This window comes from Rhizobium phaseoli (assembly GCF_003985125.1).
Taxonomy (GTDB): Bacteria; Pseudomonadota; Alphaproteobacteria; order Rhizobiales; family Rhizobiaceae; genus Rhizobium; species Rhizobium phaseoli.
Window position 1 is genome coordinate 1 of sequence record NZ_ML133613.1, and the last position, 13,829, is coordinate 13,829.

Sequence of the window (13,829 nt, forward strand, 5' to 3'; positions counted from 1 at the left end):
AGATCGTGCGCCGCGTTGGAACAACCAAGGGCTATGTCAGCTTCAAGGGGCGATTCTGGCGCGTGCCCAACGCCTTCAAAACCGAACGCCTCGCCATCCGTCCGCTCCAGTACGACGGTCTCTACGGTGTATTCTTCGGCGCAACTCAGGTCGCAAAAATCGATCTCAAAAGCCCGGACTGAGTGTCAGGCATGTCTCCGAACATCTGTCAGGTATGTATCCGGGCTTTACATCAAGGCCTGGGATGACGGAGTATGGGGTTAGCTCTTTCTCGCCAAACGAGGCTGGTGCGCCGACGTCACCACCGACGGGAGACGAGTGGCTCGCCCCCCCGTAAGGTTGGGGTCAGGCGCCACCATCCGCGCCAAACGCCGCGCTCCTGCCGGAATTACCTTAAGCCTGCTGCGTGCCACCGCCGGTCAGGAGCTGCAGCGCCGGCGATTGCTGGGTGTTGTTCTGAACGTCATACATGGCGGTGAAACGGCGCAGCAGCTTGTCGACCTTCTTCGGATCCTGGAGATCTTCAAGCTTGACGAAGCGATTGATCAGATCGGCCTGCTTGGCGACGTCCATGCTCGATATCTGCGCCGGCAGGCTGTAGGCGGTGGTGATCACCTGATAGAGCGCCTTGTCGCCGAGGATCGAATAGATCGAGGTGATGTTCGGGGCCTTGCGGCTGAAATAGAGCGCTAGGCGCACACCGTCGTTGCTTTCGCCCTGCTGGGTTTCCAGCGTCTGCTTGACGTAGAGGTCCTGCGTATGCGCCTCGGCTGCCTTGTTCTGGATGGTGCCGATCTTGGCGCGGGTCAGATTGCCGTCCTTGTCGAAGTTGAAGGCGGCGACGATATCCTTGAAGCGCGCATCGGCCTTGGTGTTCAGGTAGCTCTTCTTGTCGTCGGGATCGGAGGTGAAGATCTTCTTCAGCGTCGCCTTGTCGTATTTCTTCGGGTCGAGATTGTTCGCCTTCAGCACCAGATCGGTCAGGCGGCTGTCGGCCAGGAAATCGTCGAGCGACTGAACCTTCGCCATACCCTTAGCGAAATAATCGACCTCGGTCGTCGCGTCCTTCGATGCCTTGTCCTTCACCGGGCCGGCCTTCAGCAGCATGGTGACATGCGCCTTGTAGTCGGTGGCGTATTTGGCCAGGGTCGCGTCGGGCAGCGCCTGCAGAGGTGCTGCGGCCTTGCCGTCGGGGCCGAAGTTGAAGGCGCGGGCAAGGTTGGTGATGCGCTCGTCCTTCAGCGAGGCGATATAGCCGTTCGGGTCGTAGGCATCGCTGGTCAGGATCTTGCGCATCATCGAGCGCGGGACTTCCTGGTCCGTCAGGCCGAAGGCCTGCAGCGCCACGTGATAGGGATCGGGCAGCTTGTCGTTGCTCTTCTTGAAATCGGCCGCGGCATTGGTGCGCAGGAAATCGTTGACGGTCTTGATCTCGGCCGTATCGAGCAGGCTGGTGCTGTCGGCCATCATGCTCGAGTAATTGTCGGCAACCTCCTCGATCGCCTCGTCGCGCTCGTCGTCATAGCGCGCCATATAGTTGTCATTGGTGGTCTGCGCCTGATCGGCCGTCTGGACCGAGCTGACGGCCGGCAGCGATCCGTCGGCAGCGAAGTTGAAATCGGCGTTGAGATCGGCATGGCCGGCGGCTGCTGCAGCCGTCGCATCGGTCAGGATGCTCTTCAGCTCGGCGTTCGAGATGTCGAACGGCAGATTGTAGGTGCTCTTCAGGAAATTGGTGATGGCGGGATCGGCGATGAGCTCGTCGACATTGGCGATCGTCGCCATGCGGGACGAATAATCGTCGGTGCGCGCGCCGGCGGCAATTTTCGTGTTGGTGATCTGGCTGGAGGTCTGCGCCGCCAAGCCATCCTCGAGCGATCCATCGGCCTTGAAATTGAAGGCGGCGGCGACATTCGCATAGGTGCCGGTGCCGCTCTGATCGGTCAGGATGGCGCGAAGATCGACGTCGGTGACGGTAGATGGGATGCCGTAGGCATTGCGCACGAAGTTGTTGAGCTTCTGGTCCGCCAGCAACTGATCGACATTCGAGATCCCGGCAATGGTCGACTGGTAATAGACGGCCGCACTGTCGGCCTTGCTTGTCGTGTTGGCGCTTTGCGCGGCGGTCTGCGTGGCATGAAGCGTCGCGACGGACCCATCCGTCTTGAAATTGAAGAGATCGTGGACGTCGCTATAGCCCTGGGCGCTGGCCGCCGCAGGATCGACGAGGAAGGTCCGCAGCGTCGCGTCGGAGACGCTGTCGGCGATCTGCATGCTGGTTCTGAGATAGCTGACCGCGACGGGATCGGACATGATGTCATCGACATTGGTGACATTGCCGATCATCGCGTTGAAGTGGGCCGCGTTCGCCGCCGATTTGTCGGTCGTCGACTTGCGTTGCGCGGCGGTCTGAATCACCGAACCGTTGATCGACCCATCCGCATTGAAGTTGAAGTCGGCATTGAGGCCGGCCTGCCCCTGGGCGGCGGCATAGGACGAGTCGGTCAGGATGTTCTTCAGCTCGGCATTGCTGAAATTCACGCCGAGGCCATAGGCATCCTTGATGTAGCGCGCCATGACGCTATCGGCGAGCAGGTCGTCGACATTGGTGATGCCGCTCGATTGCGAGGTCACGCTGTAATAGTTGGCGGTGCTCGAGGCGGCCGACGCCAGCTTGTTCGCTTGGTCGATCGTCTGGGCGCGGGCCGTGGTCGAGGTCGAACCGTCCGCCTTGAAGTTAAAGGCGTTATAGACATTGGTAAAGCCCATCAGCTGGGCATAGCTTGGATCGGTCAGGACCATGCGCAGCGCCGGCGCGGTGAAGTCGGCGCCCATGCTGTAGGCGGTCTTGATGTAGGAGGTCAGGCGGGCGTCGGCGACGAGATCGTCGACATTGGTGATCGTGCCGATCTTGGCGGTATAATAGGCCTTGTTGTAGTCGGCCGCCGTCTTGCTGACGTAGACAACGTCGGAACCGACCGAATTGTCGATGATGACGGATTGGGAATTCAGGGTGTAGGTCTCGATGACCGAGGCCTTCTGCGCTGTCGTCTGGGCCGTACCGGTGACGGTACCGTCGGCATTGAAGCTGAACTGGGCGGCAAGCGCCTTGTACTTGTCGCCGCCTTGCGTGTTGACGACGCTTGTGGGGTCGCTCAGATCGCTCGTCAGCACCTGCCGCAGGAAATCCTTCGACGCGTAGGTCGGATCGATCTTGAAGGTCTTCAGCACATAAGTGCGCAGCCTTGTATTGTTGACCAGGTCGTCGACAGTCTGCACGCTGTCGATATTGTTGCTGTAATAGGTGCTCTCGGCGGCTGCCGCCTTGTCGGCATCGACGAAGGACTGCTTGTAGAGGCCGATCAGATCGTCCTCCTGGGCATCGGTCTGCACGTCCTTGTCAGGCGCGTTGAAATTGAAGGCGGCGGCGAATTCGCGGTAGCGCGTATCGGAGAGCTTGTTGGCGTAGCTGTTGGGATCGGTGAGGTCGCTTTCCAGCACCTTCTTCATGAAGGCTTTGGCATAGGTCATGTCCTCAAGGCCATAGGCCTTCATCGCATAGCTGTAGAGCTTGTAGTCGCCGAGGAAATCGTCGACGTCTTTGACCTTGTTGATATGGTCGGCGTAGTATTGCGCATCCTTCTTGACCGTCGCCTGTGACGCAACCTTGTTGAGGCTCGACGTCATATCCTTCGACAGGATCGAATAAGCGAGGGAAGCCGTAATCATCAAAAGCGCCCTTTTGGCAAAATCTCTAAAAGAACGACGAACTGCCGGTGAGCCCATTTTGCCACGCAAAGCTTACCCGAGACTTACCTCTGGGTTGCGTCATTTCAGGTCAGCACACCGTTCACCTTCCGGAAACCCTGCCGGATTCGGTTTTGATAACCATCAGGGGAGGCAAAGTTTTCTTAACCGCAATTTTTAAGCTGTACGGAAGGGCGCCCGCCTATTGTCGGCCATAGAGGACGAAAAGTCCCGAGGAGAAGACCGCAAACCGGCTCTCAGGTAAGACAAGGGTAGAATGAAATGAACAATCCCGTTTTGAAGCCCGCTTGGGCTGGCACGACGCTGCGTCTCGATCCGTCCCGCTTCCCGCAGCAGGTCAGCTACGCCATCCATGATTGTTCGGATGACGTCAGCATCACCTTGGACGAACGCGGCGCGGTGCTGCGCAAAGTCCTCCCCTCCAGCGGCCTGCCGCTCTCGATTGCCCTGCCGAAGCGCGTCTTCAAGGGTGTCGCCGCCCGCGCCATCGACCATGGCGACGGCGAGGTGACCGTCACGCTCGAACTCCACCATGCCGATCCGGAGCTCTGCATTCCGCTGCTGGTCGCCCATGATCTCAGCGATATCGCCGCCGATTGGCGCAGCTGGTCCGAGGCCTTCCGCATTCCGATGCTGATGGTCGAGGCCGACGGCGTCGCGCGGCCGCTCGAAGACCATATCGGCGCCCTGCGCACCGGCGATCTGAAGCCGCGGCGCCGCCATTCCTACTTCGCCAATCGCCGGCCACGCTTCCTGGTGCGCCGCACCACCGGCCAGCTCGGCGTCGCCATGCGGATCGAAGGCAAGGAAATCATCGCCCGCAACTGAGCGATATCGCGACACTTGGTTTTCGCAACCATTTGAAACCCGGCGTCCGCGCCGGGTTTTGTCGTTTCACGCGTCGCTCCATTCAGGGAATGGCGAAGAGCAGCGAGACGAAGAGGCCGAAGAAGATGATCAGGCCGACGCGGTTGTTCGACTTGAAGAGCGCCAGGCATTGGGCGGCATCCTCGATATCGAGCCGGACGATCTGCCAGGCGAACATGCCGGCCGCGCCGAGCAGCGCCAGGAAAGCGATGAGATTGGCGCCGGCAAGCGCGAAGGCGACAAACATCAGCACCAGCGTCAGCCCGTAAAGACCGATCAGCCATGTCCTCGTCCTGTCGCCGAACAGGCGGGCGGTGGAGCGGACGCCGATCAGCTCGTCATCCTCCTTGTCCTGATGGGCATAGATCGTGTCGTAACCGATCGTCCAGGCGACCGAGGCGGCATAAAGCAGGACGGCGGCAAAGGAGAGGCCGCCGAGAATGCCGGCCCAGCCCATCAGCGCGCCCCAGGAAAAGGCAAGGCCGAGGTAAAATTGCGGCCAGTCGGTGAAGCGTTTGGCATAGGGGTAAAGCGCAACGATGCCGAGCGAGAGCAGGCCCAGAAAAACCGTGAACCAGTTGAACTGCAGGAGCACGAAAAGCCCGACCAGCGCCTGCAGGCCGATGAAGATCTTCGCGTGGGCGCGCGTGACGCGGCCGGAGGGAAGCGGGCGCGAACGGGTGCGCGCCACCTGCATGTCGATCTCGTGATCGACGAGATCGTTATAGGTGCAGCCGGCGCCGCGCATGGCGACCGCGCCGATGAAATAGAGGATAAGATGGGAGACCAGCAGGGTGCCGGAATAAACCCCCTTGTCGATCGCCGCATTGGCGGCAAGGGTCGCCGACCAGAAACACGGCCACATCAGCAGCTGCCAACCGATGGGGCGGTCCCAGCGGGCGAGCTGCGCATAGGGCCAGAGCCATGGCGGCAGGATCCGGTAGACCCAGTTGTCGGAAGGCGCGTCGGAGACGCGGTCGTTGAAGTCGCCACTATCTTGCATGCCGCCATCTAGCGACCCGCCGGCGATCCGGTCAAGAAGCGATCGCCGGCTGCCGCGTGCACGCTTTTTGGGTCGGACTCGATTTGGGGACTAAATTATGCAGCGATTCACAATCCGGCAGCGCCCGCGCCCCTGAAGAGACGCGCGGGCGCCGGCAATCATTGCAGGGAAAAATTGAATTTGTAGGTCGCCGAAACGCCGATCAGCACCTGGTTCTTCGAGCCACGCTCGCGCACCAGGCTGCTGTCGGCGGCGGGACCGGCCAGCCGCTTATACTCCAGGAAGGAGCTTGCGGAGAGGTTTTCGGTCGCCTTCCATGTCAACGCCGCGCCGGCGCCATAGGATTGGATGCCCGAGGAGGGTTTGTAGGGATCAAGGCCGCTTGCTGCAGCGTGCTTGGCGCTGACGCCATAATAGGCGTCGTAATAGCCGCTGGTCGCAAATGTCGCTCGCGGACCGCCCGACAGCTGCAGGTCGGGTGCAATATCGGTGAAGGCATCGACGGCGAGATCGGCGACGACGCCATCATGGGAGCGGATACCCTGGCGGACTTCGGCACGGGCGCGCAGGAAATCGGTCGGATAAACCTCGACGAAGCCGCCGGCCTCGGCACCCCATTTGACTTTCCGCAAGCCCTTCAGCTCACGGCCATCGCCGTCGTCGCGCGACGGCACGAACCTGCCGACAATGCCGGCGCGGAAGGCGCCCTTGTCGATGAGAGCGAAGGAGGGATTGTCGTTGCGCGAGGAAAAGCGTGGACCCGCGCCCTGCCGGCCAACCGAAATCAGCGGACTGAACTTGAACTCGTTGCGCGACGCGCCTTCGAATTTCGGCGCGGAAAAGCCGGCGACGCCGACATTCAGATACCAGTCGCCCGACCAGAAATGCTGACCGCTGTCCTGCGCGGCGGCGGGAGCGATGGATGAAAAGGCGATAATGAAAGAGATCGATACGACTGATCGATGAAACACGTCCGCACTCCAGAAAACGCAAAAACAAAGCCGCGGAGGGCGGCGGCGGCTACATTTATAGTGAGGTCGTTACGCCAATGTTAACCACAGGGACGAGATGGCGCGGCATCCGGGCTTAGGAAACCGGCGAGAGCGGCCCCTCATCCGGCTGCCGGCACCTTCTCCCCGCCTGCGGGGCGAAGGGGATATGCCGCAATCTCTCCGTCCCTCACCAACGTCTCGCAAGGCACGTCCCCTCTCCCTGTCTTTACGGGGAGAGGGTTAGGGTGAGGGGCAGCCTTCGGATTCCAGCAAGAAGTCCCACGCCGCATCCTACCGCTGGTTCCACTGACGAATGACCGGTTCGGCCAGGTCGTGTTCGTAGCCGAGGATGCTGATGCTTGTCGTATCGAGGGAAAAAAGCGCGCCGCCCTGGGGCGGCAGGCCGAGCCAGCGGGCGGCAAGCACGCGCAGGAAATGCGAGCTCGAGAAAATCAGGATCGCGGCGGCTGCCTGGCGGAGCGCCTCGACGACGGCGTCGGCGCGGGCGCCGACATCGGCGGCCGTTTCGCCATTCGGGCAGCCGTCGCGAAAAAGCTGCCAACCGGGGCGCTTCGCCAGAATTTCCTTGGTGGTGATGCCTTCATAGGCGCCATAGTCCCATTCGGCGAGATCGTCGCGGATCACCGCGCCGGAACCGAAGCCGGCAAGGTCGCAGGTCTTGCGGGCGCGCGCGGACGGGCTCGACCAGACGGCGGCGAAGGAGAGGCCCGAAAGCCGCTCGGCAAGCTTGCGAGCGGCGGCCTCGCCCACCGTCGTCAGCGGAACGTCGCTGCGTCCGGTGTGGCGCCCCGACCGGCTCCATTCAGTCTCGCCGTGGCGGACGAGGTAGATCTCTGGAAACGCGCTGCTCATCGGCATGTCCTCTCATCGGTTCGGCCGCTGCCGCTCAGAAAGTCACCTTTTCCAGTGGCGCTCGCCGCGCCTCGAATTCCTTCAGCTTCGCTTCGTTTTCCGCGATGTAATTGCGATTGTCGGGAACGGCGAACTGGTTCTTGGCGATCTGGATCTGCAGGATGAAAAGCTCATCCCAGCGGAATCCCATTTCGGAACCGGCCAGATAAAATTCCCACATGCGAAAGAACTGCTCGTCGTAAAGCGCCACGGCCTCGGCCCTGCGCGCCACGAAACGCTCCCGCCAATGCCGCAGCGTATAGGCATAATGCAGCGGCAGGACTTCGACATCCTTGACCAGAAGGCCTGCCTTTTCGAGCGGCGGCACGACCTCGCCGACGGACGGGATATAGCCGCCCGGGAAAATATACTTCTCGATGAAGGCATTGGTGCCGAAGCTCGGCTTCGGACGGCCGATCGAATGCAGCACCATGACGCCGTTGTCGTCGAGCAGATCGGATACCTTGCGGAAGAAATTGCCGTAATTGCCGATGCCGACATGCTCGAACATGCCGACCGAGACGATGCGATCGAACTTTCTGCCGGTCATGGTGCGATAGTCCTGCAGTTCGAACCGCACGCGCTCGGAAAGGCCGCGTTTTTCGGCGCGGGTGCGGGATACCTTCAGCTGCTCTTCGCTGAGCGTGATGCCGGTGAAATCGGCGCCCTCCGTCGCCTCCGCCAGATACATGCCCATGCCGCCCCAGCCGGAGCCGATCTCCAGGATGCGCTGGTTCGGCTCAAGCAGGAGCTTGGCGGCGATATGGCGTTTCTTGGCAAGCTGCGCCTCGTCGAGACCAATGCCCGGCGGGTTGAAATAGGCGCAGGAATATTGCCAGTCCTCATCGAGGAAAAGATCGAAGAGCTTGGCCGACAGATCGTAATGATGGGCGACATTGTGCTTGTTGCGATTGACCGGCAGGCGGCTCTTCAGCTGCTGCAAGGCAATGCGGCCGAGAAGCAGCGCCGCCATCTTGAAATCGAAGATCTCGTTGGTGGTGTTCTGCTTCACCAGCGACAGGAAATCATAGATGTTGCCCTGTTCGAGAATGAACCGGCCCTGCATGTACATTTCCCCGAGCTTCATCGTCGGGTCGCGGCGGATGGCGTCTTCGGCCTCCTGATCGGCAAGCCTGGCGACCACCATGTCGCCGGTGCCGTCGCCGATCATATGAGTATCGCCATTGGCAAGGGTAAGTTTCAACGAACCCTTGCGGATGATTTGCTGGACGATCGATAGGAAAGCCGACGCCATGGACGCCTCGCAAATGTGACAGGATGGTCACATCAACTTAGGCGATCTCTTTCGCCTTACAAGCGCCGGATTTAGCACTCTGTAAAGAACGCTGCCAAACTGTTGCATTTTTGCCGAAATGCCGGCTAAGCCCTTATTTTCGCTTCATCGCTTCGGCCAGCGCGGCGCCGAAGGCACCCTGGCTCTCCTGTCTCGGCGCCGCCGGCCGTCTTTCGTTCTGCGGCCGCGAGCCCTGGTTTGCGCGAGAATCACCACGCGGCGGCGGTGCTGCAGAACCGTCATCTCGCTTCATCGACAGAGCGATGCGCTTGCGCTTGGCGTCGACCTCGACGACCCGCACCTTGACGACATCGCCCGCCTTGACGACCTCATGCGGATCCTTGACGAAGCGATCGGCAAGCTGCGACACATGCACCAGACCGTCCTGGTGCACGCCGATATCGACGAAAGCGCCGAAGGCGGCGACATTGGTCACCGTTCCCTCAAGCACCATGCCGGGCTTCAGGTCGGAAATTTCATTGACGCCCTCGGCGAAGGTCGCGGTCTTGAAGCTCGGACGCGGGTCGCGGCCGGGCTTCTCCAGCTCGGCGATGATGTCGCGCACCGTCGGCAGGCCGAATGTCTCGTCGATGAACTGGCGTGGATCGATCGACTTTAGGATAGCACTATCGCCCATCAGCGCGCGCAGATCGCGGCCGCAGGCGGCGACGATCTTCTTGGCGACGCCATAGGCCTCCGGGTGGACGGAGGAAGCGTCGAGCGGTTCCTTGCCGTTCGGGATGCGCAGGAAGCCGGCGCATTGCTCGAAGGTGCGGCCGCCGAGGCGGGCGACCTTCAACAGATCGCGCCTCGTCTCGAAGCGGCCCTCGCTGTCGCGGTGGCGAACGATGGCGTCGGCAATCGAAGGCCCAAGGCCGGAGACGCGGGCGAGCAGCGGCGCCGACGCCGTGTTGAGATCGACGCCGACGGCATTCACCGCGTCTTCGACGACGGCATCGAGCGAACGCGACAGCTTCTGCTGGTCGACATCGTGCTGGTACTGGCCGACGCCGATCGACTTCGGCTCGATCTTGACGAGTTCGGCGAGCGGATCCTGCAGACGCCGGGCGATCGAGACGGCACCGCGCAGCGACACGTCGAGATCGGGAAACTCGGCCGCTGCGGTTGCCGAGGCGGAATAGACCGAGGCGCCCGCTTCCGAGACGATGACCTTGGTCGGTTTCGGCGCCGGCAACTCGGCCAGCATGTCGGCCACCAGCTTTTCCGTCTCGCGGCTGCCGGTGCCGTTGCCGATCGAGATCAGCTCGACATTGTGCTTGCGGATCAGCGATGCGAGCTCGACCTGGGCGCCGCGCACGTCGTTCCGCGGCTGGAAGGGGTAGACCGTCGAGGTCGCAACCACCTTGCCGGTGCCGTCGATGACGGCGACCTTGACGCCGGTGCGGATGCCGGGATCGAGGCCCATGGTCGCGCGCGAGCCGGCGGGTGCGGCAAGCAGCAGATCCTTGAGATTGCGGGCGAAGACATGGATCGCCTCTTCTTCGGCCCTCTCGCGCAGTTCGCGCATCAGGTCGAGCGACAGCGACATGGAAAGCTTGACGCGCCAGGTCCAGCTGGCGACCTCCATCAGCCAGCGGTCGCCGGGGCGGCTCGCGCCGATCTCATAGGCCGCGGCGATCATCCGTTCGACCGGCTTGTTCGGCGAGGCGGTGTCGGCATCGGCCTCGATCGTCAGCGTCAGCACCTCCTCGTTCCAGCCGCGCAGCATGGCGAGCGCGCGGTGGCCGGGGGCGGTCGCCCAGCGTTCGGAATGATCGAAGTAATCGGAAAACTTCTCGCCCGCCGCCTGCTTGCCGTCGACGACCTTGGCCTTCAGCAGCGCGGCCTGGCGCATATGGGCGCGCAATTTGCCGAGCAGGTCGGCATTTTCGGCAATGCCTTCGGCGATGATGTCGCGCGCGCCTTCAAGCGCCGTCTTCACATCGACGACATCAGCGTTGATGAAACCTTCGGCGAGCACCGCCGGCTCCCTGATGCGGTCGGCAAGGATCGCCTCGGCAAGCGGGCCGAGGCCTCGTTCGCGGGCAATTTCGGCGCGGGTGCGGCGCTTCGGCTTATAGGGCAGATAGAGATCCTCGAGCTCGGCCTTGGTTCCGGCGCCGGCCACCTTGGCCATCAGCTCGTCGGTCATCTTGCCCTGGCTTGTGATCGATTCGACGATCGTGGCCCGCCGGGCTTCGAGTTCGCGCAGATAGACCAGCCGCTCGGCGAGATCGCGCAGCTGCGTATCGTCAAGCCCGCCCGTCACCTCCTTGCGGTAGCGTGCGATGAAGGGCACGGTGGCGCCCTCGTCGAGCAGCTCGATCGCGGCTTTGGCCTGATCCGGCCGGGCATTGATTTCGGACGCGATGCGGGCTGCGAGAAAACGGAGGTCTGCGGCCATGGGCTTCCCTGAATTTCCTGTTTCGACGAAATTTGCGGGACCATAGCGGCGAAAAGCGGCAAGGCAATGCCCGACTGTGGTTTCCACAGCGGAAGTTGGGTATTGGGGGCTGCACGGCCCAACGCCAACCAACCATCCACGCCATCGCTCTCTTCCGTTTTTGCGGTTGTGCAGATGCGGCATTCTTTGATAGCAGAAGCAACGTTTTGGATCGCCCTGCCCGCGGGCGCAAGGAAAAGTGTGACATGCCGAACCTTCTTCTCGAACTCCGCTCCGAAGAGATTCCTGCCCGCATGCAGCGCAAGGCTGCCGGCGACCTGAAGAAGCTCGTAACCGATGCGCTCGTCGAAGCCGGTCTGTCCTACGAGGGCGCGCGCGAATATTGGACGCCGCGGCGGCTGGCGCTCGACATTCACGGTCTGACGGCGCGTTCGGCCGATGTGCGCGAAGAGCGCAAGGGGCCACGCACCGACGCCAACGAGAAGGCGATCGAAGGTTTTCTGCGCGGCGCCGGCCTTTCGTCGGTCTCCGAGGCGCAGGTGGTCAGCGATCCGAAGAAGGGCGATTTCTACGTCGCAGTCATCTCCAAGCCCGGCCGCGCGACGGAAGAGATCGTCGCCGAGGTGATACCCGGCATCATCCGCGATTTTCCCTGGCCGAAGTCGATGCGCTGGGGCAAGGCCTCCTCGAAGCCCGGCGCGCTGCGCTGGGTGCGGCCGCTGCAGTCGATCGTCTGCACCTTCGGCCCCGAGCATGAGGAAACCACCGTCATTCCCTTCGAGATCGACGGCATCATCGCCTCCAACATCACCTATGGCCACCGCTTCCATGCGCCCGAGGCAATCACCGTCCGGCGCTTCGACGATTATGCGGCGAGCCTCGAAAAGGCGAAGGTCATCATCGATGCCGAGCGGCGCAAGGACATCATCCTGCACGACGCGCGCGACATCGCTTTTGCCAACGGGCTGGAACTGGTGGAAGACGAAGGCCTGCTGGAGGAAGTCTCCGGCCTCGTCGAATGGCCGCAGGTGCTGATGGGGTCCTTCGAGGAGGATTACCTCTCCATACCCTCGGAAATCATCCGGCTGACGATCAAGACCAACCAGAAGTGCTTCGTCACGCGCAGGCAGGGCGAGGGCACGCTATCGAACCGGTTCATCCTCGTCTCCAACATCCAGGCACATGACGGCGGCAAAGAGATCGTTCATGGCAATGGCAAGGTAGTGCGAGCCCGACTTTCGGACGCGCTGCATTTCTGGAAGCGCGACCAGGGCAACCTGCCGGATCTCGAGACGCTCGCCGCTTCGGCGGCAAAGTTCGGCCTCGACCTGCAGAAGCCGCTCGACCAGCGCATGGCCAAGCTCGACGCGCTCGATGTGACCTTCCATGCCAAGCTCGGCACGCAGGGCGCGCGCGTCGCCCGCATCCGGGCGCTGGCAAAGGAATTGGCTGCTATCACCGGCGCCGATCCGGCGCTCACCGATCGCGCCGCCGTGCTTGCCAAGGCCGATCTGCGCACCGAAGCCGTCGGCGAATTCCCGGAGCTGCAGGGCCTGATGGGCCGCAAATATGCGGTGCTGCAGGGCGAAAACGCCTCCGTTGCCGCGGCCGTCGAAGATCACTACAAGCCGCAGGGCCCGTCGGACCGGGTGCCGGAAGACAAGGTGGCGATCACGCTGGCTCTTGCCGACAAGCTCGATACGCTCACCGGCTTCTGGGCGATCGACGAAAAGCCGACCGGCTCCAAGGACCCGTTTGCGCTGCGGCGGGCAGCCCTCGGCGTCGTCAGGATCCTGCTGGAGCGAAGGGTTCGCCTGCCGCTTCTGGCGACCACCAGGGATGGCGATCTGCTTTCCTTCTTCCACGACCGTCTCAAGGTCTATCTGCGCGATCAGGGCGCCCGTTACGATCTCATCGACGCGGTGCTGACGCCAGATGCCGACGACCTCTTGATGGTGGCGCGCCGCGTCGAAGCGCTGACCGCCTTCATCACCTCGGAGGATGGCAAGAACCTCCTTGCCGGCACCAAGCGCGCGACGCAGCTGCTTGCCGCCGAGGAAAAGAAGGGCACTGTCATCGCCGACGGCGTGTCGCCGGCGCTCCTGAAGCTCGACGCCGAGAAGGAGCTGTTTAGCGCGATCTCAAGCGCCTCGAAGGACGCGGCGGACGCTGTGGCCGGCGAAGATTTCCGCTCGGCGATGGAAGCACTCTCCAAGCTGCGCGGCCCGGTCGACCGCTTCTTCGAGGAGGTGCTCGTCAATGACGAGGACGCCGCCATCCGCGCCAACCGCCTGGCTTTGCTGCGGCTGATCCGCGAAGCGACGGGAACCGTGGCGGATTTTTCGAAGATTTCGGGGTAAGAGCCGGGTTTCGGTTGGGTGCTTTAAGGTGGCGCAGCGCTTGCGGCGGTGGGTCCTCGGGTCAAGCCCCATAGGCGCTAACTTATCCGTCGATGTGCGATGGCGCGCCGCCTTCGCGGCGGCTCTCGCAGTCGATGGAGCAGCTGGCCGATGGCGATCGGCCTGATGGCGGCGTGCAAGACGGCGATAGAGATGTTGGTAATGGCGATGGCGACGAGACGCCAGATCG

Annotated in this window: 8 protein-coding genes and 1 pseudogene; 3 read left to right on the forward strand and 6 right to left on the reverse strand. The window is 62.4% G+C overall.

Annotated features, from left to right (window positions below; all coding sequences use genetic code 11):
- A pseudogene (locus EFD56_RS31865) lies at nt 1-226 on the forward strand (IS481 family transposase); the annotation flags it as partial.
- 167 nt (nt 227-393) lie between these two features.
- Here the strand turns inward: EFD56_RS31865 and EFD56_RS31870 are convergent.
- Nucleotides 394-3,729 (reverse strand): DUF1217 domain-containing protein, encoded by a 3,336-nt coding sequence (locus tag EFD56_RS31870; RefSeq protein WP_126907113.1) that lies wholly within the window; start codon nt 3,727-3,729, stop codon nt 394-396.
- 300 nt (nt 3,730-4,029) lie between these two features.
- Between EFD56_RS31870 and EFD56_RS31875 the strand changes: the two genes are divergently transcribed.
- The gene (locus tag EFD56_RS31875; RefSeq protein ID WP_004680407.1) at nt 4,030-4,596 is read left to right on the forward strand and encodes a DUF6101 family protein; all 567 of its coding nucleotides are present in this window, start codon (nt 4,030-4,032) and stop codon (nt 4,594-4,596) included.
- Nucleotides 4,597-4,678: 82 nt separating this feature from the next.
- Here the strand turns inward: EFD56_RS31875 and ubiA are convergent, their stop codons facing one another.
- The 5 genes from ubiA to EFD56_RS31900 all read right to left on the reverse strand — a co-directional run bounded on the left by ubiA (nt 4,679) and on the right by EFD56_RS31900 (nt 11,240).
- The gene (gene ubiA, locus EFD56_RS31880; protein WP_004680406.1) at nt 4,679-5,638 is read right to left on the reverse strand and encodes a 4-hydroxybenzoate octaprenyltransferase; all 960 of its coding nucleotides are present in this window, start codon (nt 5,636-5,638) and stop codon (nt 4,679-4,681) included.
- 158 nt (nt 5,639-5,796) lie between these two features.
- Nucleotides 5,797-6,609: a MipA/OmpV family protein gene (locus EFD56_RS31885; RefSeq protein ID WP_064834000.1), complete on the reverse strand. Its 813-nt coding sequence runs from the start codon at nt 6,607-6,609 to the stop codon at nt 5,797-5,799.
- Nucleotides 6,610-6,921: 312 nt separating this feature from the next.
- A complete protein-coding gene (locus EFD56_RS31890; protein ID WP_126907114.1) occupies nt 6,922-7,503 on the reverse strand; it encodes a histidine phosphatase family protein in 582 nt (193 codons plus the stop codon).
- A gap of 34 nt (nt 7,504-7,537) precedes the next feature.
- The gene (locus tag EFD56_RS31895) at nt 7,538-8,797 is read right to left on the reverse strand and encodes a cyclopropane fatty acid synthase (RefSeq protein WP_126907115.1); all 1,260 of its coding nucleotides are present in this window, start codon (nt 8,795-8,797) and stop codon (nt 7,538-7,540) included.
- 133 nt (nt 8,798-8,930) lie between these two features.
- Complete coding sequence (locus tag EFD56_RS31900) at nt 8,931-11,240, reverse strand: Tex family protein (protein ID WP_126907116.1); 2,310 nt, start codon at nt 11,238-11,240, stop codon at nt 8,931-8,933.
- 245 nt (nt 11,241-11,485) lie between these two features.
- On the opposite strand from EFD56_RS31900, the gene glyS reads away from it, so the two are divergent.
- The gene (gene glyS / locus EFD56_RS31905; protein ID WP_126907117.1) at nt 11,486-13,600 is read left to right on the forward strand and encodes a glycine--tRNA ligase subunit beta; all 2,115 of its coding nucleotides are present in this window, start codon (nt 11,486-11,488) and stop codon (nt 13,598-13,600) included.
- Nucleotides 13,601-13,829 lie beyond the last annotated feature (229 nt).

Coding starts and splice junctions, on each gene's coding strand:
- ubiA (WP_004680406.1), bottom strand. CDS start 5,638: ATGCAAGATAGTGGCGACTTCAACGACCGCGTCTCCGACGCGCCTTCC.
- glyS (WP_126907117.1), top strand. CDS start 11,486: ATGCCGAACCTTCTTCTCGAACTCCGCTCCGAAGAGATTCCTGCCCGC.
- EFD56_RS31895 (WP_126907115.1), bottom strand. CDS start 8,797: ATGGCGTCGGCTTTCCTATCGATCGTCCAGCAAATCATCCGCAAGGGT.
- EFD56_RS31890 (WP_126907114.1), bottom strand. CDS start 7,503: ATGAGCAGCGCGTTTCCAGAGATCTACCTCGTCCGCCACGGCGAGACT.
- EFD56_RS31870 (WP_126907113.1), bottom strand. CDS start 3,729: ATGATTACGGCTTCCCTCGCTTATTCGATCCTGTCGAAGGATATGACG.
- EFD56_RS31900 (WP_126907116.1), bottom strand. CDS start 11,240: ATGGCCGCAGACCTCCGTTTTCTCGCAGCCCGCATCGCGTCCGAAATC.
- EFD56_RS31875 (WP_004680407.1), top strand. CDS start 4,030: ATGAACAATCCCGTTTTGAAGCCCGCTTGGGCTGGCACGACGCTGCGT.